Consider the following 25,089-nt stretch of genomic DNA (forward strand, 5'->3'; position numbering starts at 1 on the left):
CGAGACGTGGGGCGACATGTGGACGAACTGCACCGACACGGCATACGACCGTGGGAAAACCCGGCGAGTCGCGGACGGCAGTGCGGGATCATGGGGGCGTGCCGCCCAACCAGACGTTCGACCCGCTCGCGTCCCGTCGCACCGCCGACGAGCCGGCTCTCGACGTGTTCGTCTGGGGCACCGTCTTCCTCGACATGATCTTCGCGGGGCTGCCGAGCGCGCCGAAGCCGGGCACCGAGGTGTGGGCCGACGGGCTCGCCTCGTGCCCCGGCGGCATCGCCAACCTCGCCGTCGCCACCCGCCGCCTCGGTTTGCGCACCGGGCTCGCGGCGGCCTTCAGCGACGACGACTACGGCGACTTCTGCTGGCGCACCCTCGAGGAGCAGGAGGGCATCGACCTCGCCCGGAGCCGCCGCTTCGCCGACTGGCACAGCCCCGTCACGATCTCGATGTCGGTCGACCGCGACCGCAGCATGGTCTCGCACGGTCACCCGTCACCCGTCGCCGCCGCCGAGCTCATCGGGACACCCCCGCGTTCTCGCGCCGTCATGGTCGACCTCGGCGAGGACGAGGTCTTCGGAGCAAGTGGCCGGACCTGGGTCGACCGGGCCCGCGACGACGGCGCGCTCGTCTTCGCCGACGTGGGCTGGGACCCCAAGGAGGAGTGGTCGCCGCACGTGCTCGACCGGCTGGAGCGCTGTGACGTCTTCATGCCCAACGCCGTCGAGGCGATGGCCTACACCGGCACCCGCTCGCCAGTCGAGGCCGTCTACGCCCTCGCCGACCGCGTGCCCGTCGCCATCGTCACCGACGGCGCCAACGGGGCTCTCGGCATCGACGCCCGCACGGGAGAGGAGTCCCAGGTCCCGTCGCTGCGGGTGCAGGAGGTCGACCCGACCGGCGCCGGCGACGTCTTCGGGGCCGCCCTGCTCGTCGGCACGCTCGCGGAGTGGCCGCTCGAGCAGCGGATGACCTTCGCCAGCCTCTGCGCCGGCCTCGCGCTCCAGCAGTACGGCGGCTCGCTGGCGGCACCCGGCTGGGGCGACCTCGTCGACTGGTGGACCGCCCTCGTCTCCGACACGAGCGGCGACGCCTACCACCGCTCGCTCCGGCGCCGATTCGCCTTCCTCGACGAGATAGTGCCGCGCGTGCCGGTCATGGCGTGCCGTCGCGCGACCGCGACCATCGCCAAGCGCGCCGACGTCCAGGACCTCGACTGACCACCTCTCGCCGCCACACGGCACGATGGTGACGTGACCGACCTGCCCGCCGAGCTCCCAGCGGAGCTGCCCGCCGACGTGCCGGTCGAGCTTGCGGCCGAGCTGCCAGCCGACGTCAGCGACCTCGCGGCACTCGACCTGCGGGCCGCGCAGGTGCAGCACTGGTCGATCGCCGGCGACTCCTTCACGTGGACCCTGCTCGTCGGCGACACCGACCGCGGCCACGAGCTCGCCAGCATCACCTACGTCGGCGCCGTCGTGCTCCACACCAACCGGCGCGACCTCGACCGCGCCGTCGCGGCCGCCGCGGAGGTCGAGCGGTCCGAGGTCGTGCCCACTCCCGACGGCGGCTTCGAGCACCGGGTCACGCTCGTGCCGGCCTACCCGGTCGTCGTCCGCTTCTGGAGCGTCGAGGTGCGCCGGATGCCGGCTCCCGACCACCTGCGACGCGAGCGCTGACGACCCACCGCGCCACCCGGCATACGCCCTCGGTGCCGGCGGCACCATCGACCAGCGGGCTTCGGGGTGCGATGGTGAGTGCATGGAGAAGTCGTCCTTGACCGCCCTCGCCCGGGAGCTGCTCGAGCACGCCACGACGACCTCGAGCGGTCGCGGCGCCGACACGGTCTACGGCGGTCACGAGCACGTGCTGCGCCAGACCGTCGTCGCGCTGGCGGCAGGTCGGTCGATGACCGAGCACGAGAATCCTGGCGAGGCGACGGTGCAGGTGTTGCGCGGACGGGTGCGCATCAGCACGGCCGACGCGGCCTGGGAGGGCGCACCGGGTGACCTGCTCGTCGTCCCGCAGGCGCGCCACTCGCTCGAGGCGCTCGAGGACTCGGCCGTGCTGCTCACCGTCGCCAAGCTGCCCTGACCCGGGCTGGACGGCAGATGCCGTCAGTCGCCGCCGATGCCGGTGCGCTCGACGCCCTCGACGATCCAGCTCTGGAGGAAGAGGAACATCAGCAGCAACGGCACGATCGCGACGAGCGCCGCCATGAAGAGCTGGCTCACCTGCACCGACTGGGCCGTGAGGAAGGTCGACAGCGCGATCTGCACCGTCCACGACTCCTGGTCGCGGCCGATGACGAGCGGCCAGAGGAAGGCGTTCCACGAGCCGATGAAGGTGATGGTGCCGATGGCTGCGACGAAGCCGAACGAGTTGGGCACGACGATCTTCCAGAACGTGCCCCAGTAGCCGAGACCGTCGATGAAGGCGGCCTCCTCGATCTCCTTGGGGAAGCCGAGGAAGAACTGCCGGAAGAGGAACGTCGCGAGCGCCTGGAAGAGCCCGGGGATGATGAGGCCGCGCAGCGTCGAGATCCAGCCGAGCGTCGAGACGAGGACGAAGCTCGGCACGAAGGTCACGGCCGCCGGGATGAGCAGGGTCGCGGTGATCGTGTAGAAGACGGCGTTGGACCAGCGGTAGGGGATGCGCGCGAGACCGTAGCCGGCCAGGCCCGAGACGATGAGCACGCCCACCGTCTGGGTCACCGCGATGAGGCCCGAGTTGAGCAGGCTGCGCGCCATCGGGATCGCCGGGTTGTCGAAGAGGCCGGTGAGGTTGGAGGTCTCCCACTCGGGCGGCAGCCAGTGGAAGTCCGGCGAGCCGAGGTCCTGCTCGCGCATGAACGCGCTGCGGACGAGCAGGTAGAAGGGGACGAGGAAGAGCAGCGCCGCCGCGACGAGGGCGCCGTAGCGTGCCCAGCCCGTGATCCGGGACTGCCGCTTGCTCCGGACGATCGCCATCAGTCGCCCCTGTCGCCGAGTCGGAGGATGCGGCCCTGCACCACGGCGACGATCGCGATGATGAGGGTGAGGATGACGGCTCCCGCCGACCCGTGGCCGAAGTCCTGGCCCGAGCCGAGCGCCGTGTAGTAGAGGTAGACGAGCGGCGGCCTCGCGTAGGGCGGGTAGGTGCCGAAGGTCGACAGGATGTTGTAGAACTCGTCGAACGCCTGGAACGCGTTGATGAGCAGGAGCAGCAGCACCGCCGTCGACGTCGCGCGCAGCTGCGGCAGGGTGATGTGGCGGAAGACCTTCCACCCCTCGGCGCCGTCGATCGCGGCCGCCTCGTAGAGCGTCGGGCTGATCCGCTGGATGCCGGCGAGGAAGAGGATCATGTAGAAGCCGACCTGCAGCCAGAGCCGCGCCGTGACGATGACGAGCCAGTACCACGGCGGGTCGGCGAGGCTGAGCCACGGGATCGAGTCGGCGCCGAACCAGCCGAGCACGGCGTTCGCGAGGCCCGAGCGGATGCCGCTGAAGATCGACATCTTCCACACGAGCGCGGCGACGACGTAGGAGCACGCGGTCGGCAGGAAGAAGACCGACCGGAAGAACGACTGCATGACGCGCGTCCTCGCGACGAGCAGCGCCGCCCCGAGGGAGATGACGAACGTCGTCGGCACGATGAAGACGGCGAAGGCGAGGAACGTGACGAGGCTGTTGCGGAAGGCGGGGTCGCTCAGCATGTCGAGGTAGTTGCCGACGCCGACGAACTTCGTGGGGGTGACCGTGTTGTAGGACTCGAAGAACGACAGGTAGATCGACCAGGCGATCGGGATGTAGACGAAGACGACGAGCCCGATGACGAACGGCCCGACGAAGACCCAGAACCACAGGTTGCGGTCCTGGCGCCCGCGCAGGCGGCGACCGAGCGACGGCCTCCCCGCGGTGGGGGGTGGCGTCGCCCGGTCGGCTGCCTTCCGCTGCGCGGCGCTGTCGTATGCCGCCGAGTCGGCCTGCGCTGTCAGGCGAGGACCCGCTTCAGCTCGGCGTCGGCCACGGTCTTGACCTTGGCGATCTCGCCGGCCGGGTCGGCGCCCTCCTTGACGATGCGGTTCATCGCGTCACCGAAGGCCGTGTTGCACTTGGGCGTCCACAGGATCGGGCTCTGCGCGTGGCCGACGTCGGTGGCGAGCTTGGCCGCGTCGGCGGCCTGCCCGCTCGTGAGCGTCGAGGCCTGGCCGATGAGGCTCGTGCGCGACGGGATGTGGAAGCCGTAGGCCGTCGCGAAGTCGAGCTGGTAGGCGGTCTGGTCGATCCACAGCCACTTGACGAACTTCTTGGCGGCCTCGACGTCCTTGCTCTTGGCGCTGACGCACGAGCCGTAGGCGCCGACGGGGACCGACGCCTTGCCCTGGCCGTCGAGGGCGGGCCAGGCCATGACGCCGAAGTCGTCGCCGAGGCCCTTCTTGAGGTCGGGGAAGGTCCACAGGCCGGTGAACTGCATGGCCGTGAGCCCGGCGGTGAGCGCGGACGGGTCGAACCAGTCCTTGGGCGCTCCGAGGAGCAGCACCTTGGCGTCCCACATCTCGCGGAGCTTGCCGAGCGCGGTCGCCGCGCGCGGGTCGTCGAAGCCGAACTGGTTGTCCTTGGTGAGGTAGTCGAGCCCGGCCGACCACAGCATCGGCCCGCCCATCAGGCCGGCACCGCCGTCGTTGCCGAGGAAGAGGCCCTTGACGTTGCCCTGCGTCAGCTTCTTCGCCGCGTCGATGAGCTCGTCGATGGTCTGGGGCGGCGTGATGCCGGCCTTGTCGAGCATCGACTTGCGGTAGACGAGCAGCTGCATGTCGACGACCTGCGGGATGGCATACGTCTTGCCGTCGTAGGTCATCCGCTCGAGGATGCTCGGGTTGAAGTCGGACTTCGTGTCACCGATGAGGTCGGTGAGGTCCACGACCTGGCCGCCCTTGATCATGTCGATCGTCGGGCCGTTGCCGTACTCGAAGACGTCGGGCCCGGCGTCGGTGAGCAGCGAGGCGGCCGTGGACTGGTCGTAGTCGCCGGGCTTCCAGCTGACCTTGACCGTGGCGTCCTTGTAGGCGGCGGCGTACTTCTCGACGGCCTGCTGGGTGCCGGCCTCGCCGTACTGGTGGTACCACTGGTTGAGCGTGGTCCCGCTGGCGCCTCCGGTAGCGCCACCGGTGGCGGCCGGCTCGCGGCCGGTGTTGCTGCCGCACGCGGCGAGCGCACCCGTGACCGCAGCGGCACCGCCGAGCGCGAAGAGCGAGCGCCGGGTGAGGTGGGCCCCGAGGGCCTGGCCGATCTCGCGACCGATCTGCTTGTCAGACATAGGTTCCCCTGCGTCCTTCCTGCCCGGGTGTGCGGGCACCGTTCACGACGGCGGGCGCACGGCCAGTCTGCTCGACCTCGCCCACCCGCAGATCGTATGCCCGTTACCTCCGCGTATGCCGGATGGGCCACTCCCCGACCCCGGCGCGGTTCAGATGGTGGCCGGGGAGTTGAGCGGGTTGTCGTTCAGGGTCTCGGGGGCCGTCTGGAGCAGCTGCTCGACGAGGAGCAGGGTCTGCTCGTCCTCGAGCGTCATGCGGCGGCCGAAGTGGCCACGGGCCAGGGCCACGCCGGCACCGACGCGCAGGATGCTCGATCGGACGTCGGTCCGCGTGTCGGGGTCCATGCGCTCGAGCAGCCGGGTCACGGAGAGCAGGCCAGACACGACCGGTCGACCGTCGAGCTCGAACTCGTCGAACAGCCAGACCCGTTGGGCCGCAACGGTGCCGAGCAGCTCCCGGCCCGGGCCGCTGCTGCGCAGGGCGGCGTCGGTGACGGCGTCCCAGAAGGCGCCGCGCTCGTCGTCGTCGAAGCGGATCCGGCCGGCGAGGGCGCTCAGCACCCAGACGGGCGCGAGCCGGAGCGTGAACCACTCCTGCTCCGACCACTGCTCTCGCCACTGCGACACGCCCGTGCCACCGCCTCTCGTCCGCTTGCGCGACCCCACCAGCGTACGACTGGCGTCGCCGAGGTCGTGGAGTTCCTCCGGCGCCAGGCGCCGGAGGAGCTCCACGAACCGGCCGACGGTCCCGGTCGGGCAGGTCCGGTCAGGCAGGTCCGGTCAGGGGCATCTCCCGGGCGGCGACGACCGGACGCAGCACGGCCTCGACCTCGGACGTGCAGAACCAGCGGCGCAGGCAGTCGTCGGCGAGGACGTTGGCGAGGGCACCGAGCACCATCGACTGGTCGAGGGAGAGGTGACGCCCTGCGTGTCGCCCGGTGCGGGTGTCGACGGCGTCGATGAAGCCGCCGGGGCCGTAGGCGCCGAGGTCGCGCTCGATGCGGGCGAGGTTGTCGGCCGCCGCGTCCGGCTCGACCATGAGCGCCATCGCCGACGCGTGCGGCGTGACGACGACTTCGCCGTCCCGCTCACTCGGGTAGCCGTCGGCCTCAGCGGCGATGGGCGGCACCCCGAAGACGGAGTAGCCCTCGCCGGGGCAGGCCGACGGGCTGAATCCCCAGTAGCCGTAGCCCTTCTCGTCGAGCGCGTACTCCCGCTGGAGCGCCACGGTGCGCGCCTCGTTGACGCCCCACGTGTCAGGCGCCCAGGTCGCCTCGGGGACGAAGATCGTCGGCATGAGGGCCTCGAACATCGACCCGCCGAAGGTCGGCACGACGTCTCGGCCGCGGTAGTGCCGCAGCGGGGTCTCGAGCGACGCGTAGTGCTCGGGCGGGATCTGGCCGTGCGCGATCCCGACGTAGCTGGCGATGCGCGGCTCGGAGTCGAGCAGGTCGTAGTGGTGCCTCGTGTGGAGCACCTCGGCGTGGCCGGGCACGAAGGCGGCGCGCCGCGTCGGCTCGCCGGGGTCGTCGACCCAGAAGCCGCCCGTCAGCCGCCCACCGGGACCGTCGGCGCCGTCCGGGCCGGCCGCGGCGTCGTGGAAGACGCCGAAGTGCATCCGGTCGAGGACGGCGTGCGCCTCGGCCGCGACCTCGGGCTCGGCCGCCGCGGCCACCATGAGGCCGGCCGCGAGCCAGCCGTTGTCGACGCTGGAGAGGAACGGGTGGATGGGGCCCCCGTCGGGCATGTCGTGCATGAGGGCGCCGGACCGGTCGTCGTACCAGTTGAAGAACATCCCGGACTCGTCGTGCACCTCCATCCCGGCGAGCGTCGTGAGCAGCAGGTGCAGCCGGTCGCGGGCGTCGTCCTCGGCGATGAGCCCGAGGTCGCGCGCGGCGACGGTGCACCAGAGCAGGCCGCCGATGTTCGTCGGTGACGTGTAGCCGCTGCGTGTCGCCGGGTCGAGCGAGTCCGCGATGCTGTCGGTCGGCAGACCGCTGTCGGGGTCGGTCATGGCCTCGAAGGAGCGCCACGTGTCGGCGGCCCAGCGGAGCAAGGTGGTGCGGTCAGGCATACGAAGTCCTCAGGTCAGTCGCTGACGACGGAGGTCTGGTCCCAGTCGCAGCCGCACGAGCCGCGCACGACCATGCGGGTCGGGAGCACCTGGGGGTGCACGTCGAACGTGCGACCACCGATGCGCTCGTGGAGCCGGATCGCGGCCCATCGCCCGAGCTCGCGCATCGGCTGCTGCACCGTGGTCAGGCCGGGGGCGAGGTAGCGCGAGGTCATGATGTCGTCGAAGCCGACCACGGCGACGTCGTCGGGCACGCGCCGACCATCGCGGCCGAGCAGCACCATCGTGGCGAGCGCGAGCTCGTCGTTGGCGCAGACGAGCCCGTCGATCTGCGCCCCGGCGGCCTCCGCCTCACGCAGCCCCTCCATGACGCGGCGACCGGACGTCTCCTCGTACTGCACCCGGATCGGGCCGGCCACCTCGGCGCCGCGCTTGCGGGTCAGGGCGTGCTGGAAGCCGCGGTAGCGCTCCGAGACGTCGTGAGAGGTGTCGGGATCGCCGACGAAGACGAGCCGGGTGCGGCCGTGCTCGAGCAGGTGCCGGGTCAGCTCGGCCGAGCTGATGAAGTTCTCGACCTGCACCGCGTCGCAGCCCTCGATGGCGTCGCGCGCGACGAGCACCGTCGGGGTGGAGCGCACGATCTGGCGCACCATCGCGTCGCTGACCGTGTCGTTGGCGATGACGATGCCGTCGACCCGGCCGAGGATCTTGCGCACCGAGGCCTCGGCGTCCTTCGACGCGTCGCACACGACGACGACGACCGACTGGCCCTCGCGCGCCGCCGTCGACTCGAAGCCCGAGAGCAGCTCGGAGTAGTAGGGCCCACGCAGCCCCGGCAGGACGAGCCCGTGCGTCTCGTGGGACGGCACGTCGACGGCGCGGCCGGCCCGCAGCGGGACGTACTCGAGGTCCTCGACGGCCCGGAGCACGCGCTGCCGCGTCATGGCCGACGCGGGGGTCGAGCCGCTGAGGACGCGCGAGACGGTGGCAATGGACACGCCGGCACGCTCGGCCACGGTGTAGATCGTGACCGGTCGCGCGTCATCGTGCTCAGTGGACACCCAGGCTCCCTCTCCCGGGGACAACTGTGCACGGCGTCGCCACGCTCCACAAGCCGGGCGCGGCACCCCTCGGCGACCGCCGGGCCGACCGATGGCGTATGCCGTCCGGCCGGCTCGGTGGCCACGGCGGGGTGGTCCAGGGCTCCCTCCCGGACCACCCCGCCGCGACGTGCGGAGGATCCTGCCGACCCGCTCGTCAGAACGGGTTGGGGATCGCATCGAGCAGGGTGCGCGTGTAGTCGTCCTTGGGGTCCCGGATGACCCCGAGGGTCGGTCCCTTCTCGACGACCTTGCCGTTGTTGAGCACGATGACCTCGTCGGAGAGCATCCGGGCGCTCAGCAGGTCGTGCGTGATGTAGAGGATGCCGACGTCGTTCTCCTTGACCAGGTCGTTGAGCAGCTCGAGGATCTCGGCGCGGATCGACACGTCCAGGCTGGAGATGGGCTCGTCGGCGACGATGATCTCGGGCTCCACGGCGAGCGCCTTGGCGATGATGACGCGCTGGCGCTGGCCTCCGGAGAGCTCGTAGCCGTAGCGGTTGATGAACCGCTCGGCGGGCGTGAGCGCGACGCGCTCCAGCAGCTCCTTGACGCGCTCGCGCAGCTCCTCGCCCTTGAGTCCCTGGTAGTTGACGAGCGGGCGGGACAGGACGTAGCCGAGTCGCTTGGCGGGGTTGATCGAGCTGTACGGGTCCTGGAAGACCATCTGGACGTTGCTGCGGTAGTCGCGCAGTGCCCGGCCCTTGAAGCCCGAGACGAGCTTGTCGCCGTCGGGACCGTGGAACACGATGCGTCCCTCGGTCGGGGTCTCGACCCCCGTGATCATCTTGGCGAGGGTCGACTTGCCGCTGCCGCTCTGGCCCACGAGCGCCGTCACCTCCCCTCGACGCAGCTCGAAGCTGACGTCGCTGACCGCCTCCGTGCGGGTGACGGTGAAGCCCCGGCGGCGCTCGAAGACCTTGGAGACGTTCTCGACCGAGAGGACGACCTCGTTGGCCAAGGCGCTGCGGGACTCGTCCGCGGTCTTGACGAACTGGGGCCCCTCGAAGCCGCGCTTCGGCTCGCCGTGCGGCCCGGCGCCGCCCTCCTCGTGCTGGAGGTGCGCGACGTGACAGGCCGCACGACCACCGAGGAGCGGCAGGAGCGGCGGGTCGGTCTCGAGACAGCGTTCGATCCGCTCGGGGCAGCGCGGCGCGAAGCTGCACCCCGTCATCTCGCGGCTGAGGTCCGGCGGCCGCCCGGGGACGTAGGTGATCTTGACGGTCTCCTCGCGCGGATCGCCGTAGGAGCCGAGCAGCCCCTTCGTGTAGGGGTGCAGTGGACGGCGTAGGAGCGCGCCCGCGGTCTGGTCCTCGACGATGCGACCGGCATACATCACGAGGATGCGGTCGGAGAGGTCGAGCACCGTGCCGATGTCGTGGCTGATGAAGAGGACCGCGAAGCCCTGCTCGGCCTGGAGGCGTCGGACGTTCTCGAGGATCGAGTGCTGCACGACGACGTCGAGCCCCGTGGTGGGCTCGTCGAGCAGGATGAACTTCGGGTCGAGCGCGAGCGCGAGGGCGAGGTTGACGCGCTGGCGCATGCCGCCCGAGAGCTCGTGCGGGAAGGCGCTCATGAACTTCGGGTCGATGATGACCATGTCGAAGAGCTCGCGGATACGTCGGGTCACCGCCTCGCCGCGCAGCGACGAGTGCTGCTCGATGGCGTCACGGAACTGCGCCTCCACCCGGACGACCGGGTTGAGGGAGTTCATGCTGCTCTGGAAGACGGTGGAGAGGTCACGCCACCGCAGCGAGCGCAGCTCGTCCTCCGGAAGGCTCGTGATGTCGGTCCCGTTGAACTCGATCGAGCCGCCGCTGATGCGTCCCGGCCGCTGCAGCAGCCTCAGGAGGGCGGTGCCCAGGGTGGTCTTGCCGGACCCGGACTCGCCGATGAGACCGACGAACTCGCCGGGTTCGATCGAGAAGGTGACCCCCTGGACGGCGTCGAGCGGTCGGGAGGCCTTGGGCTCGTACCGGACGCTGAGGTCGCGGACGTCGAGGAGTGTCATGCGTCCTCCCGGAGGTGGGGGTTGCTCAGCAGGTCGACGCCGAAGTTGATGAACGTCGTCGCGGTCATGAGGATCGCGAGCACGAGGCCGGGGGCGAAGACCCACAGCCACAGCCCCTGCGCGATCGCGCCCTGGGCGTTGGACTGGTAGAGCATCGTGCCCCACGAGACGTTCCGGCTGTCACCGAGGCCGAGGGCCGCGAGGCCCGCCTCCGCCGCGATGGCGCCGGTCGCGGCACCGACGAAGCTCGCGAGCACGAGCGAGCTCATGTTGGGCATGATCTCGCGGAAGACGATGCGCCACGTGCCCTCGCCCGAGAACTTCGCCGCGGTGACGAAGTCGCGGTTGCGCAACGTGATGATCTGCGACCGCTTGGCGCGGGCGGCGCCGGCCCAGGACGTGATCGACACGACGCCGACGATGAGCCAGAGTCCGCGCACCTCGGAGTACGCGACGAGGGTGATGATGAGCGGGAAGACGGGGATGACGAGGAAGACGTTGGTGATGAAGGACAGCCCGTCGTCGAGGAGGCTGCCCTCGGCGTAGCCCGAGATGAGGCCGATGACGGTGGCGATCACTGTCGCGAAGAGGCCGCCGAAGAGCCCGACCAGCAGGGAGATCCGCGAGCCGTAGATGAGCTGTGAGGCGATGTCCTGACCGCTCGTCGTCGTGCCGAGCCAGTTCGTCGAGCTCGGGCCCGCGAGCGGCTCGAAGGAGCCGTCGAGGGGGTCGTGGGGAGCGATGAGGGGAGCGAAGATCGCCACGAGGACGTAGACGGCCAGGACGATGACACCGACGCGCGCCTTCTTGCTGCTCCAGATCACCTGCCACCACTGGTCGGGCGTCTCGACGTCGTTGACCTGCTCCACCGCGAGCTCTTGTCCTGGCTCGCCCGCTGACATGAAGTCCTCGCCTGGGGTGGGTACCGGGGACGTGGTCATCCTTCAGCCCTCCTTGCCCGGGGGTCCAGCACGCCGTAGAGCAGGTCTGCGACGAGGTTGGCGAGGAGCACGCCGACCGTGGTCAGGAGCATTAGTGCTTGCAGCAAGGGGTAGTCCTTCTGTTCGACCGCCTCGCCCATCAACCGGCCCATACCGGGATAGTCGAAGACCGTCTCGACGAGGATCGCGCCGCCCAGCACGCCGCCGAGGGCGAGCGCGAAGCCGGTGACGCTGGGCAGCAAGGCGTTTCGCGCGGCGTACTTGAGCGCAACGTCCCGGTCCGGCAGTCCCTTGGCCTTGGCGAGCCGGATGTAGTCCTCACCGAGGTTCATGATCATCGTGTTGCGCATGCCGAGGATCCAGCCGATCGGCGTGACGATGAGCAACGCCAGGGCCGGCAGGAAGGCGTGCGAGACGGCTTCCTGGATGAACGGCCAGTTCCAGCCCGGGGTGGCCTCCTCGTAACCGCCCGACGTCGGGAACCAGCCGAGGCTGTAGCCGAAGACGTACAGGAGCAGCAGGCCGATCCAGAACGGCTGCAGCGTGCCGAGGAAGGTCGAGCCCAGCGTGACGACGGAGTCGAAGCGCGAGTTGCGCCGCCACGCGGCATACGCCCCCAGCACGACCCCACCGACGAACGACAGCACCTGCGCGATGGTCACGAGCACGACCGTCCACCAGAACGCCTGCGCGATGACCTCGGTCACCGGGAAGGGGTAGTAGGTGTAGGAGAGCCCGAAGTTGCCGTGGATGAGCTCGCCGAGGTACGAGATGTACTGGTGCCACAGCGAATCCGTCGGGGTGCCGAGCATGGCCCGCATCGCCTCCACCTGGGCCTGGTCCAGGGCGGCGTCCTTGCCGGCCATCCGCTTGACCATGATCTCCGCGGGATCACCGGGCTGCAGTCGGGGGATGAGGAAGTTCAGGGTGACGACCGCCCAGAGGGTGGCCAGGAAGAAGCCGAACTTCCGCGCGAAGTACGTCATGCGGGCCTCTCTGCCCGAGCCGGGGCGGCTTGACCAGCCGCCCCGGCGAAGGCGGGGGTCGTCACTTCGGGGCGGTGAGGTGGGTCAGCATCAGGAGCTTGTCGTCCTGAGGGTTGGCGTACGGGTCCTGCTCGCTCGGCCAGCCGACGGCCTTGTCGGTGCGGTAGATGACACGGGCCGGCGCGTAGATCAGCGACGTGACCGGGTACTGCGTCATCATCGTGTCGACGAGCGGGGCGAGGTCGGCCTTCTGGCTCTCCTTGTCCGTGTCGCCGGCGAGCTTCGTCACGGCCGCGTCGACCGCCGGGTCCTTGAAGCGCTGGACGTTGGGCAGCACCTCGGTCTTGGTCGGCATCTGGCTGCTCGAGAGCTTCGTGCCGAGGTTCTTGGCGAGCTCGCAGCCACCGTGGAGGTACTCGAGCATCAGCTGGTAGTCGCCGGTCTTCTTCTGGCCGTCCACCGAGTCCGGTGCGCTCGCGGTGACCTTGGACGTGATCCCGAGGTCGTTGAGCCCCTTGACGGCCACGTCCGCCATCGCCTGGTAGTCGATGAAGCCGGCCTGGACGGAGAAGTTGACGGCGAGCGGGGAGCCGTCGGGCAGCGTGCGCTTGCCGTCGGCGCCCTTCTTGTAGCCGGCCGCGTCGAGGAGCTGACCCGCCTTGGCGAGGTCGTAGGGCAGGACCGTGTCCTCACCGGCGTACTTGTCCGGGAGCAGGCTCTGCATGGACGGCAGCTTGAGACCGGTCTGGCTTGCCGGCTTCATGACGCCGTACGTCGCCTTGAGCGACATCTCCTGCTTGTTCATGGCGTAGGAGATGGCCTCACGGAACTTCGCGTCGTTGAACGGCGGCTTCTCGTTGTTGCCCGTGAGCACGGTCATCCCGTTGGGCGCGTAGTAGAAGTGGTTGTTCTTGGGGTCCGCGCTGACGAACGTCTTCTCCGGGTTGGGGATCTCGCCGAAGTACGCGTCGAGCTGGCCGGACCGCAGCTTGAGGGCTGCCTGCGCGGCGTCGTACTGGCCCTCGAGGACGAGCTTCTTGACCTTGATCTTGTCGGCCTGCCAGTAGTCCGGTCGGCGCTCGAGGACGAGCTGGCGGCCGTTGAAGCTGCCCACCTTGAAGGGGCCGGTCGACACGGGCGTCTTGTCGACGTACTTGGTCGGGTCGCCGACCTTCGAGTAGATGTGCTCCGGCAGGATCTTCGACGAGATGATCCCGTCGTACTTGGGCGCGGCGTTGCCGGAGAAGGCGAAGACCACCTTGTTGCCCTCCGCCGTCACGCTGGTGGCCGGCGCACCGAAGGTCGACGTCCAGACGCCGGGCTTGTCGAGCGCCGGGTACTGCTTCATGAGGTTGAAGGTGAAGGCGACGTCCGCGGCCGTGAACGGCTGGCCGTCCGTCCACTTGACACCCTGGCGGATGTCGAAGGTGAGCTTCTCCCCGCCCTCCCAGGTGGCCTTCTCGGCCAGCCACGGAGTCTCCTCGCAGGTGAGCGCGTTACGCACGATGAGCTGCTCGTAGAGCCACGTCGTGGTCAGTGGCTTCGGCGCGTAGGGGTTGTAGTTCGCGAGGCTGCCGACGGATGCGTCTGCCTCCGAAGGGAACGTCAGCTGGGCGATCATCCCGCCGGCTCCGGCTGCGCCGTCGCTCTCCTTCTGTTTCGCGCTGCCGGCACAGCTGGCGAGTGCGAGTGCGGCGGTGAGGCCGGTCACGATCAGCACGGGCTTACTTCGAGTCAGCGTCATTGCAGACCTCCGTAGGGGGCGTTTTGCGTCAGGCTAGGCGTGCAGCGACGGCCCGTGTCAACGACTTGAGACCATGTAAGTACTTTCATACCCACTTCCGTGCTGCCCCCGACTTTCATTTGTTTTCAGGCGGATTCGTCTATCGCTGATCCGAGGGCCCACTGGTAGGAAGGAGAGGTGCCCGACGACAACGCCGTCCTGACCGCCCCCACGGTCCTCACCCTGGAGGGCAGCTCCACGCTGTTCGCCGAGGTGCTCGACAACGGCGCCCTGCGCCGTCTCGAGGCCTTCGGCACCAGCCTGCTGCTGCACCCCGCGACCGTCGCCGAGGCGGGTCTGACGAACGTCCACCTGCGCGTGCACCGGCCGGACGGCATCCGTCGTCGGGCCCTGCTGGGCCCCGGCAGCGGCTCCGTCGTCACCTGCGTCGACGGCTCCCTCGACGGCTCCGTCGAGGCCTCCCTCGACGCCTCCGTCGTCGTCACCGGCCGGCACGAGGGACTGGACTACCGCCTCACCCTCCGGCTCGGTGACGGGTCGCCGGCCACCCCGACGTGGCACTGGGACCTCGAGCTGACGAACACGACCGGCGAGCCCGTCACCGCTGACGCGGTGCTGACCCACGACCCCGCTCTCGCGCCCCTCGGCAACGTCCGGATCAACGAGTACTACGTCAGCCAGTACCTCGACCTCACCCCGGTGGCGACGGACGGTCATGGCACCGCGGTCGCCGTGCGCCAGAACATGCCCGGCGAGCGCGTGCCGTGGCTCATGGTCGGCACGACGGGCACGGGCACCGGCTGGGCGACGGACGCCCTCCAGCTCGTCGAGCGCACCGGGCGCGGCGTCGACTGGCCCGGCCTCGACGCCGTCGACCTGCCGGGCGAGCGCCTCCAGCACGAGCACTCGCTCATCGCGCTGCAGGACGCCCCGGTCGAGATCGCACCGGCCGACACCCACCGCACCGGCTTCTGGGGCATCGCCCTCGAGGACCACCCCGAGGCCACGTCCGACGCCGACGCCCGCTGGGCCGACGTCGCGATCGCGGCCACCCCGACCCCGTGGGCGCCGGCGGGCGACGGCGCCCACGGCCGGCCCGTCAGCAGCGCTGCAGACGGCAGCGACGACGCGGCGACGCCCGCCACGCTGTGGTCGTCCAGCCCCGCCTTCCCGTCGCGCGACCTCGACCGGGCCGAGCTCGACGACGCCGGCCTGCTCGACGACCGCACCGACGTGGAGACGACCGCCGACGGCACCGAGCTCGCCTGGACCGTCCGCGGCGGCCAGCTCGTCACCCCCGCCAAGGAGCTCGCGGTCCTGCGCCCGCACGGCCACCTGCTGCGCACCGGTGACACCTTCACCCCCGACTCGCGGTCGCTCGCGTCGACGGTGTGGATGGCCGGCACCTTCCACTCGCAGATCACGCGCGGCCACGTCGGTCGCGACCCCGTCGTCACGGGCCGCCGCACCTACCTCGGCCTCCAGCGCGCCCACGGCGTGCGCCTCTTCGTCGAGGACGCCGACAGCGCGTGGAGTCTCCTCGAGACCCCGAGCGCGTGGTTCACCGGCCTCGACCACTGCACGTGGTGGTATGCCGCCGCGTCGGGTCCCCTGCTCACCGTGACCTCGAGCGCCCCCGCCGACGACCATGCCCTGACCCTGTCGGTCGGCCAGCGCGGCGCGGCTCCCCGCCGCGTCCTGCTCGCCCTGCAGGTCGCCGACGACCTGTCCGAGGCCCCGTCGGTGACGACGGCCGACGACCACGTCGACGTCACGACGGCGAACGACCCACGGCCGTGGCGCATCTCGTGGACCGGCCTCGGCGACCCGGAGGTCGGCGATGCACGGCTCCAGGCCGACGGCGTCGGTCGCGGACCGGGCTGGATCACCGTGCTCCTCGACCCGAGCGAGCAGCTCGAGGTGGTCATCCGCTCGGCCCCTGGCGCCGGGGACTCAGTGGTCGGCGAGGTCGTCCCGTCGGGCGAGCACCTCGGAGCAGCGTTCTGGGACAAGGCCGCTCATGCCGTGACCCTCGATGGGTCGGCGCTGGGCGATGCCGGCTCCCAGGCCCGGAACCTCTCGGCGGCGCTGCCGTGGTTCACGCACAACGCCTTCGTCCACTACCTCTCACCGCGCGGGATCGAGCAGTTCTCTGGCGGCGCGTGGGGCACCCGCGACGTCTGCCAGGGGCCGGTCGGCCTGCTCACGGCCCTCGGTCGGCAGGACGCCGTCCGCGACGTGCTGCTCCGCGTCTTCCGGGCGCAGAACGCCCGCGGCGACTGGCCGCAGGCCTTCGAGTTCCTCCCGCCGCTGCCCGAGACCGGACAGCAGGACTCGCACGGCGATGTCGTCTTCTGGCCCGTCCTCGCGGCCGGGGACTACCTGCGCACCACCGGTGACGCGAGCCTGCTCGACGAGACCGTCGCCTTCGTCGGCGACGACACGCTCGGCGAGCCGGCGAGCGTCGCCGAGCACCTGCGGCGTGCGGTGGCCCGCATCGCGGAGCGCACGGTCCCCGGGAGCCCGCTGCCGGCATACGGCCACGGCGACTGGAACGACTCGCTCCAACCGGCCGACCCGCACCTCGCCGCCCACCTCGTGTCCACGTGGACGGCGGTGCTCCAGACGCAGTCGCTGCGGACGCTCGCCGAGGGGCTGCACGCGGTCGGCGCGCCCGGCGGCACGACGGCCCTCGCCGCCGACGCCGACGAGCTCGCCGAGCGCACCCACGACGCCCTCCTCGACCAGCTCGCGGCCGACCCGGTGCTCCCGGGCTACCTGCTGCAGCACGAGGACGGGCATTTCGAGCCGCTCGTCCACCCGACCGACGAGCGCACCGGCCTGCACTACGGGGTGCTGCCGTGGATCCACGCGATCGGCGCCGACCTCATGACGCCCGAGCAGGCGCGCCACCACCTCGACCTCATCGAGGAGCACCTCCTCGGTCCCGACGGCGCGCGCCTCTTCGACCGGCCGGTCAGCTACGTGGGTGGCCCGATGGCCGTCTTCCAGCGCGCCGAGGCGAGCACCTTCTGGGGCCGCGAGATCGGGCTCATGTACATGCACGCCCATCTGCGCTACGCCGAGGCACTGGCCCGTGTCGGCGACGGCGCGGCCCTGCTCACGGCGCTGGCCAAGGCGAGCCCGGTCGGGCTGGACGCGCTCGTCCCGCAGGCCCGCCCGCGTCAGACGACGTGCTACTACTCGTCGTCCGACGGCGCCTTCACCGACCGCTACGACGCGTCGGAGCGGTATGCCGCGCTCATGGCGGGCGACGTGCCGCTCGAGGGCGGGTGGCGCGTCTACTCCTCCGGCCCCGGGCTCGTGCTGCGGCTCGTCACCGAGGTGCTCCTCGGCGTCCGCCAGCGCGGCGACGACGTCGAGATCGACCCGGTGCTGCCGCCGAGCGGCGAGACGGGGGCGGGCGAGCTGACGGCGACGTTGCCTCTCGCCGGCACCGACCTCACGATCCGCTACGTCGTCGGGCCGGAGGGCCACGGCGTCCGCCGCGTCACCGTGGACGGGCGCGAGCTCGGCCTGCGACCGCTGACCAACCCGTACCGCAGGGCAGGAGCGGCCGTCCGCACTGCAGACCTGCTCGCTGCCGTGGCGCCCGACGCCGACCCCGGCAGCAAGACCCAGACCACCACCGAGATCCTCGTGGAGACCCACTGACATGTCTGACGTCACCGCCACGCCGCACTCCCAGCAGCGGCCGTGGCTCGATGCCACCCTGCCCGTCGAGGAGCGCATCGACCTCCTCATGGCCGAGATGACCCTGGCCGAGAAGGTCGGCCAGACCCACCAGGTCGCCAACATCAACCCCGACGACGACGCCGCCGAGATCGCGTCCGGCCGGATCAGCTCGAGCCTCTACGCCTCCGGCGCGACCGCCGGCAACGAGCGCGACGAGGGCGTCCTCGTCGGCAACATCGACGCCGCCCAGCGGCACGCCGTCGAGGGCAGCCGCCTCGGCATCCCGCTCCTCTTCGGCCGCGACGTCATCCACGGGCACCGCACCGTGGCGCCGATCCCGCTCGGCATCGCCGCGTCCTTCGACCCCGACATCGCCGAGGAGATCGGCGAGATCGCCGCCCGCGAGGCGGCCGTCGACGGGGTCGCGTGGACCTTCACCCCGATGGTCGACATCTCCGAGGAGCCGCGCTGGGGCCGGGTCGCCGAGTCGCTCGGCGAGACGCCGGTGCTGTCGGGTCGCCTGGCGGCCGGCCTGGTCCGGGGCTTCCAGGGCGACGACCCGAGCGACCCCGACCGGCTCGCCGCGTGCGCCAAGCACTTCGCCGGCTACGGCCTCGCCGCCGGTGGCCGCGACTACGACACCGTCAGCGTCGGCGAGAACACCCTGCGCAACCTCCACCTCCGCCCGTTCCGCTCGGCCGTCGACGCCGGCGTCCTCACCGTCATGGCGGCCTTCAACGACGTCGACGGCATCCCGATGCACGCGCACGAGCACCTCGTCCGCGAGGTCCTCAAGGGCGAGTGGGGCTTCGACGGCGTCGTCGTCGCCGACTGGAACGGCATCGGCCAGATCGTCTTCCAGGGCGTCGCCGCCGACAAGCGCGAGGCTGCGGCCCTCGCGATCCGCGCGGGCGTCGACCTCGACATGGTGAGCGGCGCCTACCTCGAGCACCTCGAGGACCTCGTCGAGTCGGGCGACGTCGACCTCGCGCTCGTCGACGACGCGGTGCGTCGCGTGCTGCGCCTCAAGTTCCGCCTCGGGCTCTTCGAGCGTCCGTATGCCGCCCGGCCCGGTGCGTCGAACGCGCCGACCCCCTCGACGCGCGCCGTGGCGCTGCGCGCAGCGCGGGCCGCGCACGTCCTGGTCAAGAACGACGGCGTCCTGCCGCTCGGCGACGGGGCCGGGAAGGTCCTGCTGTCAGGCCCGTTCGTCGACGACGGCGACGCGCTGCTCGGCACGTGGGTCCTCGACGGCCGCGGCGAGGAGGTCGTCACGCCCGAGGCGGCCATGCGCGAGCGCCTCGGCGACCGGGTCACCGTGGCCGACGGCCGCTTCCCCGACGTGACCCTGATGCAGGCGCGGGCCGCCGACACGTCGGTGCTGCTCCTCGGCGAGCACCGGTCCCGCTCCGGCGAGGCCCAGTCCGTCGTCGACATCGGCCTGCCGCCAGGGCAGCTCGAGCTCGTCCGCGCCGTCGCGGCGTTCGGCAAGCCGCTCGTCGCCGTCGTCTACACCGGCCGACCGCTCGACCTCACCGAGCTGCTCGACCTCGCCGACGCGGTGCTCGTCGTGTGGCACCCCGGCGTCGAGGCCGGCACCGCCCTGGCCGACGTGCTGCTCGGCGACGCCGAGCCGCACGGCCGGCTGCCGATGACCTTCCCGCTCTCGACGGGCCACATCCCGACGAGCACGCACCAGAGGCCGACGGGGCGGCTCATCCGCGCCGACGTCGACCACCAGGAGGGCCGCTACATCGACGCCCTCACGTACCCGCGGCTCCCCTTCGGCTTCGGCATGTCCTACACGAGCGTCGACTACGGCGCGCCCACCCTCTCGTCGCCGACGATGACGACCGACGGGTCCACGACCCTCACCGTCACGGTGACCAACACGGGCGAGCGGCCCTGCCGCGAGGTCGTCCAGCTCTACTTCCGCGACCCCGTCGCCCAGGTGACACGTCCCCTCGTCGAGCTCACCGACTGGGCGCTCGTCGACCTCGAGCCCGGCCAGGCACGCGAGGTCACCTTCGACGTGGCAGCCGAGCAGACGGCATACGCAGGCCGTGACCTCACGACGCGCGTCGACGAGGGCGAGATCGTCCTGCTCACCGGGCCCGACGCGGCCCGCCTCCAGCCCGTGTCCGTGACCATCACCTCCCCGAAGGCCGCCTCATGATCGAGACCGTCCAGCGCCAGATCCGGATCGACGGCGAGCCCGTCGTCGTCATGTCGGGGGAGGTGCACTACTTCCGCGTCGCTCGCGCCGAGTGGGGCCAGCGCCTCGACCTGCTCGTCGAGGCCGGCTGCGACACCGTCGCCTCCTACATCCCGTGGATCTTCCACGAGCTGCCGGACGGGTCGATCGACGTGACCGGCGAGACGAGGCCGGAGCGCGACATCGGCGCCTTCATCGACCTCGCCGCCGAGAAGGGGCTGTGGTTCATCGCCCGGCCGGGGCCGTTCATCATGGCCGAGCTGAAGAACGAGGGGATCCCGTTCAGCGTCTACCGCGACCACCCGGAGGTCATCCCGGTCGGGTGGGACGGCGAGACCGTGTCGTCGAGCACCATCGACTACCTCGCTCCCGCCTTCCTGTCCGAGAGCGCGCGGTGGTTCAACGCGATCATGCCGGTGCTCGCGCCGCGGCTGCAGCCGGCCGGCGGGCCGATCATCGGTGTGCAGCTCGACAACGAGATCGGGATGCTCGCCTGGGTGACGAACTCGCCCGACCTCACGGACGGGCTCGTCGCGTCGTTCGGCGAGTTCGTGCGGTCGCGTCATGGTGACTCGGGGCCGTATGCCGTCGCGCCGGGTGAGGAGGGCTGGGCGGAGGTCGTGCGCTCGCCGAAGGAGGAGTGGGCCGGCGCGCTGCGGCTCGACCTGGGGCTCTTCATGCGGCAGCGGTTCGCCGACTACGTCGCGGCGCTGCGCTCGATGTGCGAGGAGCGTGGGGTCTCGGGGGTGCCCTTCTTCATCAACATCCACGGGACCGAGGGCGGCAACGGCGCGCCCTTCCCCATCGGCATCAGCCAGCTCGTCGACACGTATGCCGGCATCCCGGGGATGGTCTCGGGGTCGGACCACTACCTCGGCGAGGCGACGCTCAACACGATGACCGACCTCTACGTCATCAACGCCTACATGGCGGCGGTGCACGATGGTGACCAACCACTGACTTCCCTTGAGTTCGAGGCGGGTTCGGGGGACTACGGCGCGGGGGCGGAGATGCAGTACGACCCCTCGACGGCCGACCTCAAGACGCGTCTGTGCCTCGCCCAGGGCAACCGGCTCATCAACTACTACCTCTTCGCCGGCGGCATCAACCCGCCGCTCGACGAGGCCGTCGGTGACGGCAACGACCGGATCTCGTTCACCGGCGAGCGGCACGGGACGGCTGCGCCGGTGGGGCCGGAGGGTCAACGGGGGTATGCCTACTCGGCGACGGCGCAGGCCGTGCGAGCCATCAAGGCGAACGAGCCGTGGCTTGCCCGGATGGACGAGGACCACGACGACGTGTCGTTGGGGCTCGTGCTCGACGCGTACATGACGGAGTACCACCACCCTTCGTCCGATGTCATGACGGAGGTCGTCGAGGACCTGACGTCGCACCGTGGCGCGGGTGAGCGCAAGGCGCTGGCGCGGTCGCTGCTGCTCGGCGGGTTCCGCTATGGCGCAACCCATCTCGAGCGTCGCGACCCGGCGCCGGGGTCGACGGTGCTCGTCGGGACCGGACGCTACCTGTCGCAGATCGTGCAGGAGCGGCTCGTCGGGCACGTCACGACGGGCGGCAACGTCGTGCTGCTCGGGCGGCTGCCCGAGCGGGATCTCGACGGGTCTGAGTGCACGGTGCTCGCGGATGCGCTGGGGCTGACGGCAGGTGAGGTGGTGCGCGACACCGGCCACTACTACCCGTCGCTCGTCGCGCACGGATGGGCGCAGCCGTGGCCCGAGATGCGGGCCGGGTGGGTGCAGAGTCTCGGGCACGAGCGCGGGGACGTCGTGCTGACGGATGTCTACGGCGCGGTGTGCGGCGTCGACGTGCCGCTCGGCGAGGGCCGCGCGATCGTGCTTGCCGCCCAGGTGCCGTCGGACTCGGTGCTCTTCGATCGGGCGCTGTCGAGCCTCGGGGTCTCGCCCGGGCTGCGGCTCGAGACGCAGTGGCCGGGGGTCTTCGCCACGACGACGAGCACCGACGACGGGCAGCGGGCCCTGCACGTCATCAACGCCTCGGGCGCACCGGCCACGGTGACGGTCGCCCTCGACAGCACCCCGATCGCGGCCGGCGCCACCCTGCACGTGCCGCCGCGGTCGGGGCACATCCTGCCGCTGGGTCTGGACGTCGCGGGGCGGCGCCTGGACTGGGCGTCGGCGGAGATCGCGGGCGTCGATGCGGACGGCACGTTGCACTTCCGCCCCGGGCTCGACGAAGACGGCGGCACAACAGTCATCGTCGACGGCCTCCCCCTCGAACTGACCCCCGTGGAGCACACCCTGCGCCCCTGACATTCCAAGAGATGCAAGGAACGGCCGGGGCGCGGGCACACCTCGCACCCCCGGCAGTTTTCGCTCTCCTAGGGTCGAGGATGGGTAGCCCATCCCGCCCACTATGGGCGCCAACCCCGCCCAGGTGACCCACTCGAATTGCGTCCGCTGGCGCTGCGCTATGCGCCTCATTTCTACCTAGCCGAAATGCCCCGTTGGGCGCCTGCCCGACCGACAGCTCAAGGCGCCACTCGCGAGGAAATCGCATTCTAATCGCGGGCACTATGACCACCCCGGAATCTCATGCGACACGAGGCCCTTAATCACGAGCTCCTATCCGCCATGCTGAGTCATGAGTTTGTTAACGTCGCGCCGCGCCGTGTATGCCGTCTGGTATCCAGCGGGGGAAGTATCTATGAGCTTCTCGATGAATGCCGCCGTGGGCGACGAGACGCTGCTCCTCATAAGGGTGACAAGGTCTGATCGATTCTCCCCCATCAGCGAGTCGCCAGCAGCAACCTGCAGCAGGGTGACTCCGAGTTGGAAAATATCTACCCGCGGGGACCACTTTGGGCCCATAAGCTCCGGAGGAAGGTAGCCAGGGGTTGCACTAACCGTCGCGACAGGCGTGCTTACGCTCACCGAAATATTGAAATCGATAAGAACCGGCCCCCTGATCGGGGTGATGATGATGTTTTCAGGCTTGACGTCTCGATGGATGTAGCCATAGCGAGCCTCAAGAAGTTCCTGCAAATCTCCCTCAGAACTCTGACCAGCCCGCAGTCGCCGGAGCTCGCTTTCCTTCGGATGAATTGCTACAAGTGCATCCAACAGCGAATATGCCCACGAGAGAAGTCTCGGCTCGGACGGTCGCGTCGCTGCCTCGCAATACGCTCTCAGAGTATCGCCATCCAAATATTCCATGGCGAGGTACACCAAACCCTCCGCTGTGCGTCCGGAGTCGATGAAGCGCACTAAGTTCCTATGTTCGAAGGTCTGAAGGACCTCGACCTCGCGCTCAAGGAGGGATAACTGGCCATGCCGAAGAACTTTGATCGCGACGTCGAGCCCTGGGACTCCCGGGAGACTCTCCTGCATGCGCGCTCGGTATACATCAGCATAACCGCCATGGCTGGACACGAGGGACTGAACCTCGTATCGATTGTCGACCACGAGGCCGATCAATGAGGTACCACCAGGGAGCGCGCGGGGCCCGTCGGCGACTTTCGCTCTACGCTGCAGGTATGTCTGGAGTAGCTGCGACTGCAAGCGGGTGGTCTCCGAGGGCTTGCTGAACAGGCCGTAGCCAATCAAGTGCGCGGTGTCCTCAGGAAACGCCCGCGCCATCTCACGGAATTCACTTACCTTACCCATCGCCAGCGTATTGAGGATTTCGAACTCATCCTCATATTGATCCTCGAGAATCGCCACAACTTGTGCGAGAAGCGGCCCTTGCTCAACAAGGAAGTTGTCGGCGATATCCCGGGCGTCCTCGACGCTTGGTGCTTCTGCACGATGCCTCGGATGGGTGCGGAGATGCATCATCGAGGCATAGGTCCTGAGCAACGCTGGATGGCCACCAGTGTCTTCGAACGCCCGATCTATCACCGGATCGGCCCATTTCAGGCCCATCTTTTGGCCGTAGGAGCGGAGCAGGTCACCTGTCTCAGACCGGTCTAGCGGACCTAGGTATGTGTTCGAAAAATAGCTATAGATCGGATTATCTTCACCGAAGATTGCATGTCTTTCAACGCACTGGGGATTCGTTCCAGAAATGATGAGTCTTAGGCTCCCGGGCTGCTCTTGGTCGAAACCGCGCAGGAGTTGCCAAAGCCGAATGAAGTCGTGCCTCCACGGTGAAGATTCGCTAGTGGGAAAGATCCGCTCGATCTCATCCATCAGGATTATGATGGGAGACCCAGTTCGTTCATTCACGGCGCGAAGGTCATGGTCGAAGAGCTCGAACATCATCGAACGGTCAGGGACGTCACTGAAGGTTTCGTACTTCCCGAAAAGCTTCAGTGTAGGAACTCGACGAACCTTCCGACTATTATCCCATAGCGACTCGCCCAAGTGCCAAAGCAAGTACTCGGCCGACGGATTGATCGCATTAGCTCGCTGAAGATCGACCTGAGCTATCAAGCCAGCTTCCTTATTGCGCAGCGCTTCCCGCAAGCGAAGTATGAAAGAGGTCTTGCCAATCTTGCGCAGCCCAAAGAGTGCCACTTGATTCGTTGACAGGGTGACGCTGCGCTCCAATTGGATCAGTAACGCAGTACGGCCAAAGAAATCATCTGTTCGTGTAACTGCGGACCTGAGATTGTACAGGTCGCGCGAGAAGAGTCGCCCACGAAGAGAATCTTTAAATTCGGCGGCGCCTCGAGGTCGAAAGGCACGGAGATTGTCGATGGTTAGTGTCACAACCGTGTGAGCAAGATGCTCAGCTGCCTCTCGCAACATCGCTGGCCCGTTCGGGTCCGACGTGACGACAATAACGAGGTCTTGGGACACCCGAGTGGAGTTTTGGGCCAAAAAGTCAATCGCTGGCTGGAGGTCACGGGCTTGAGTCAGGGGCCGCATGGAGGCCCACAGGAGGATTTCCCGCTGTGTGCCCACGACCTCCGCGAGGTCAGGCGGGAGTTTCAGGAGCAGACCCCAGCACATGTCGTCGACTGTGTAGTGGATGTAGTCCACGTCGAAGCCGGCCGAGTGGAGCACATCGACAACCTGTCGCCGCTCGCTTCTGACGCCAACCCA

The 25,089-nt window shown here is 69.4% G+C and carries 17 protein-coding genes; 6 read left to right on the forward strand and 11 right to left on the reverse strand.

Going from position 1 to position 25,089, the window contains the following annotated elements:
• The first annotated feature begins 98 nt into the window (after positions 1-98).
• The 3 genes from H283_RS0100260 (at position 99) to H283_RS0100270 (ending at position 2,094) form a co-directional block, all read left to right on the forward strand.
• The gene (locus H283_RS0100260) at positions 99-1,220 is read left to right on the forward strand and encodes a carbohydrate kinase family protein (RefSeq protein WP_020141502.1); all 1,122 of its coding nucleotides are present in this window, start codon (positions 99-101) and stop codon (positions 1,218-1,220) included.
• Between the two features lie 33 nt (positions 1,221-1,253).
• The gene (locus H283_RS0100265; RefSeq protein ID WP_020141503.1) at positions 1,254-1,679 is read left to right on the forward strand and encodes a hypothetical protein; all 426 of its coding nucleotides are present in this window, start codon (positions 1,254-1,256) and stop codon (positions 1,677-1,679) included.
• Between the two features lie 82 nt (positions 1,680-1,761).
• Entirely contained in the window at positions 1,762-2,094 is a 333-nt protein-coding gene (locus H283_RS0100270; RefSeq protein ID WP_020141504.1) for a cupin domain-containing protein, read from the forward strand.
• Between the two features lie 23 nt (positions 2,095-2,117).
• Here the strand turns inward: H283_RS0100270 and H283_RS0100275 are convergent, their stop codons facing one another.
• From H283_RS0100275 to H283_RS0100320, 10 genes are all read right to left on the reverse strand, one after another.
• A complete protein-coding gene (locus H283_RS0100275) occupies positions 2,118-2,969 on the reverse strand; it encodes a carbohydrate ABC transporter permease (RefSeq protein ID WP_020141505.1) in 852 nt (283 codons plus the stop codon).
• The gene (locus H283_RS0100280; protein WP_020141506.1) at positions 2,969-3,694 is read right to left on the reverse strand and encodes a carbohydrate ABC transporter permease; all 726 of its coding nucleotides are present in this window, start codon (positions 3,692-3,694) and stop codon (positions 2,969-2,971) included. Before H283_RS0100280 ends, H283_RS0100275 begins: the two co-directional genes overlap by 1 nt.
• 278 nt (positions 3,695-3,972) lie before the next feature.
• Positions 3,973-5,298 (reverse strand): ABC transporter substrate-binding protein, encoded by a 1,326-nt coding sequence (locus tag H283_RS0100285; protein ID WP_020141507.1) that lies wholly within the window; start codon positions 5,296-5,298, stop codon positions 3,973-3,975.
• 150 nt (positions 5,299-5,448) lie between these two features.
• The gene (locus tag H283_RS0100290; protein ID WP_156022881.1) at positions 5,449-5,925 is read right to left on the reverse strand and encodes a hypothetical protein; all 477 of its coding nucleotides are present in this window, start codon (positions 5,923-5,925) and stop codon (positions 5,449-5,451) included.
• 139 nt (positions 5,926-6,064) lie between these two features.
• On the reverse strand, positions 6,065-7,372 hold the full coding sequence (locus tag H283_RS23460; protein WP_020141509.1) for a glucoamylase family protein: 1,308 nt from the start codon (positions 7,370-7,372) through the stop codon (positions 6,065-6,067).
• A gap of 14 nt (positions 7,373-7,386) precedes the next feature.
• Entirely contained in the window at positions 7,387-8,433 is a 1,047-nt protein-coding gene (locus H283_RS0100300; protein ID WP_020141510.1) for a LacI family DNA-binding transcriptional regulator, read from the reverse strand.
• 196 nt (positions 8,434-8,629) lie between these two features.
• Positions 8,630-10,483 carry an ABC transporter ATP-binding protein gene (locus tag H283_RS0100305; protein ID WP_020141511.1) on the reverse strand — a complete coding sequence of 618 codons (1,854 nt, stop codon included), beginning with the start codon at positions 10,481-10,483 and terminating at the stop codon, positions 8,630-8,632.
• Positions 10,480-11,424: an ABC transporter permease gene (locus H283_RS0100310; RefSeq protein WP_156022883.1), complete on the reverse strand. Its 945-nt coding sequence runs from the start codon at positions 11,422-11,424 to the stop codon at positions 10,480-10,482. Before H283_RS0100310 ends, H283_RS0100305 begins: the two co-directional genes overlap by 4 nt.
• Complete coding sequence (locus H283_RS0100315; RefSeq protein WP_020141513.1) at positions 11,421-12,410, reverse strand: ABC transporter permease; 990 nt, start codon at positions 12,408-12,410, stop codon at positions 11,421-11,423. The genes H283_RS0100310 and H283_RS0100315 overlap by 4 nt, the downstream gene beginning before the upstream one ends.
• A 61-nt stretch (positions 12,411-12,471) precedes the next feature.
• Positions 12,472-14,130, reverse strand: a complete 1,659-nt coding sequence (locus tag H283_RS0100320) for an ABC transporter substrate-binding protein (protein WP_020141514.1) — start codon at positions 14,128-14,130, stop codon at positions 12,472-12,474.
• 201 nt (positions 14,131-14,331) lie between these two features.
• Here H283_RS0100320 and H283_RS23465 point away from each other — a divergent pair, with 201 nt between their 5' ends.
• The 3 genes from H283_RS23465 to H283_RS23475 are packed head-to-tail and all read left to right on the forward strand — an operon-like array spanning position 14,332 to position 22,353.
• Positions 14,332-17,829, forward strand: coding sequence for a GH36-type glycosyl hydrolase domain-containing protein (locus tag H283_RS23465; RefSeq protein WP_020141515.1), 3,498 nt, complete (start codon positions 14,332-14,334; stop codon positions 17,827-17,829).
• A 1-nt stretch (position 17,830) separates the two neighbouring features.
• On the forward strand, positions 17,831-20,026 hold the full coding sequence (locus tag H283_RS23470) for a glycoside hydrolase family 3 N-terminal domain-containing protein (RefSeq protein WP_020141516.1): 2,196 nt from the start codon (positions 17,831-17,833) through the stop codon (positions 20,024-20,026).
• On the forward strand, positions 20,023-22,353 hold the full coding sequence (locus tag H283_RS23475; protein WP_020141517.1) for a beta-galactosidase: 2,331 nt from the start codon (positions 20,023-20,025) through the stop codon (positions 22,351-22,353). The genes H283_RS23470 and H283_RS23475 overlap by 4 nt, the downstream gene beginning before the upstream one ends.
• A 312-nt stretch (positions 22,354-22,665) precedes the next feature.
• On the opposite strand, the gene H283_RS27020 is transcribed toward H283_RS23475, so the two are convergent.
• The gene (locus H283_RS27020) at positions 22,666-25,026 is read right to left on the reverse strand and encodes a protein kinase (protein WP_156022884.1); all 2,361 of its coding nucleotides are present in this window, start codon (positions 25,024-25,026) and stop codon (positions 22,666-22,668) included.
• Between the last annotated feature and the right edge of the window lie 63 nt (positions 25,027-25,089).

It is taken from the genome of Terracoccus sp. 273MFTsu3.1 (assembly GCF_000383675.1).
Lineage (GTDB): Bacteria > Actinomycetota > Actinomycetes > Actinomycetales > Dermatophilaceae > Terrabacter.

Bases quoted from the DNA above. Each gene is read 5' to 3' on its own strand.
- H283_RS0100270 (WP_020141504.1), top strand. From the start codon at position 1,762: ATGGAGAAGTCGTCCTTGACCGCCCTCGCCCGGGAGCTGCTCGAGCAC.
- H283_RS0100275 (WP_020141505.1), bottom strand. From the start codon at position 2,969: ATGGCGATCGTCCGGAGCAAGCGGCAGTCCCGGATCACGGGCTGGGCA.
- H283_RS0100280 (WP_020141506.1), bottom strand. From the start codon at position 3,694: ATGCTGAGCGACCCCGCCTTCCGCAACAGCCTCGTCACGTTCCTCGCC.
- H283_RS0100285 (WP_020141507.1), bottom strand. From the start codon at position 5,298: ATGTCTGACAAGCAGATCGGTCGCGAGATCGGCCAGGCCCTCGGGGCC.
- H283_RS23460 (WP_020141509.1), bottom strand. From the start codon at position 7,372: ATGCCTGACCGCACCACCTTGCTCCGCTGGGCCGCCGACACGTGGCGC.
- H283_RS0100305 (WP_020141511.1), bottom strand. From the start codon at position 10,483: ATGACACTCCTCGACGTCCGCGACCTCAGCGTCCGGTACGAGCCCAAG.
- H283_RS0100310 (WP_156022883.1), bottom strand. From the start codon at position 11,424: ATGACCACGTCCCCGGTACCCACCCCAGGCGAGGACTTCATGTCAGCG.
- H283_RS0100315 (WP_020141513.1), bottom strand. From the start codon at position 12,410: ATGACGTACTTCGCGCGGAAGTTCGGCTTCTTCCTGGCCACCCTCTGG.
- H283_RS23470 (WP_020141516.1), top strand. From the start codon at position 17,831: ATGTCTGACGTCACCGCCACGCCGCACTCCCAGCAGCGGCCGTGGCTC.
- H283_RS23475 (WP_020141517.1), top strand. From the start codon at position 20,023: ATGATCGAGACCGTCCAGCGCCAGATCCGGATCGACGGCGAGCCCGTC.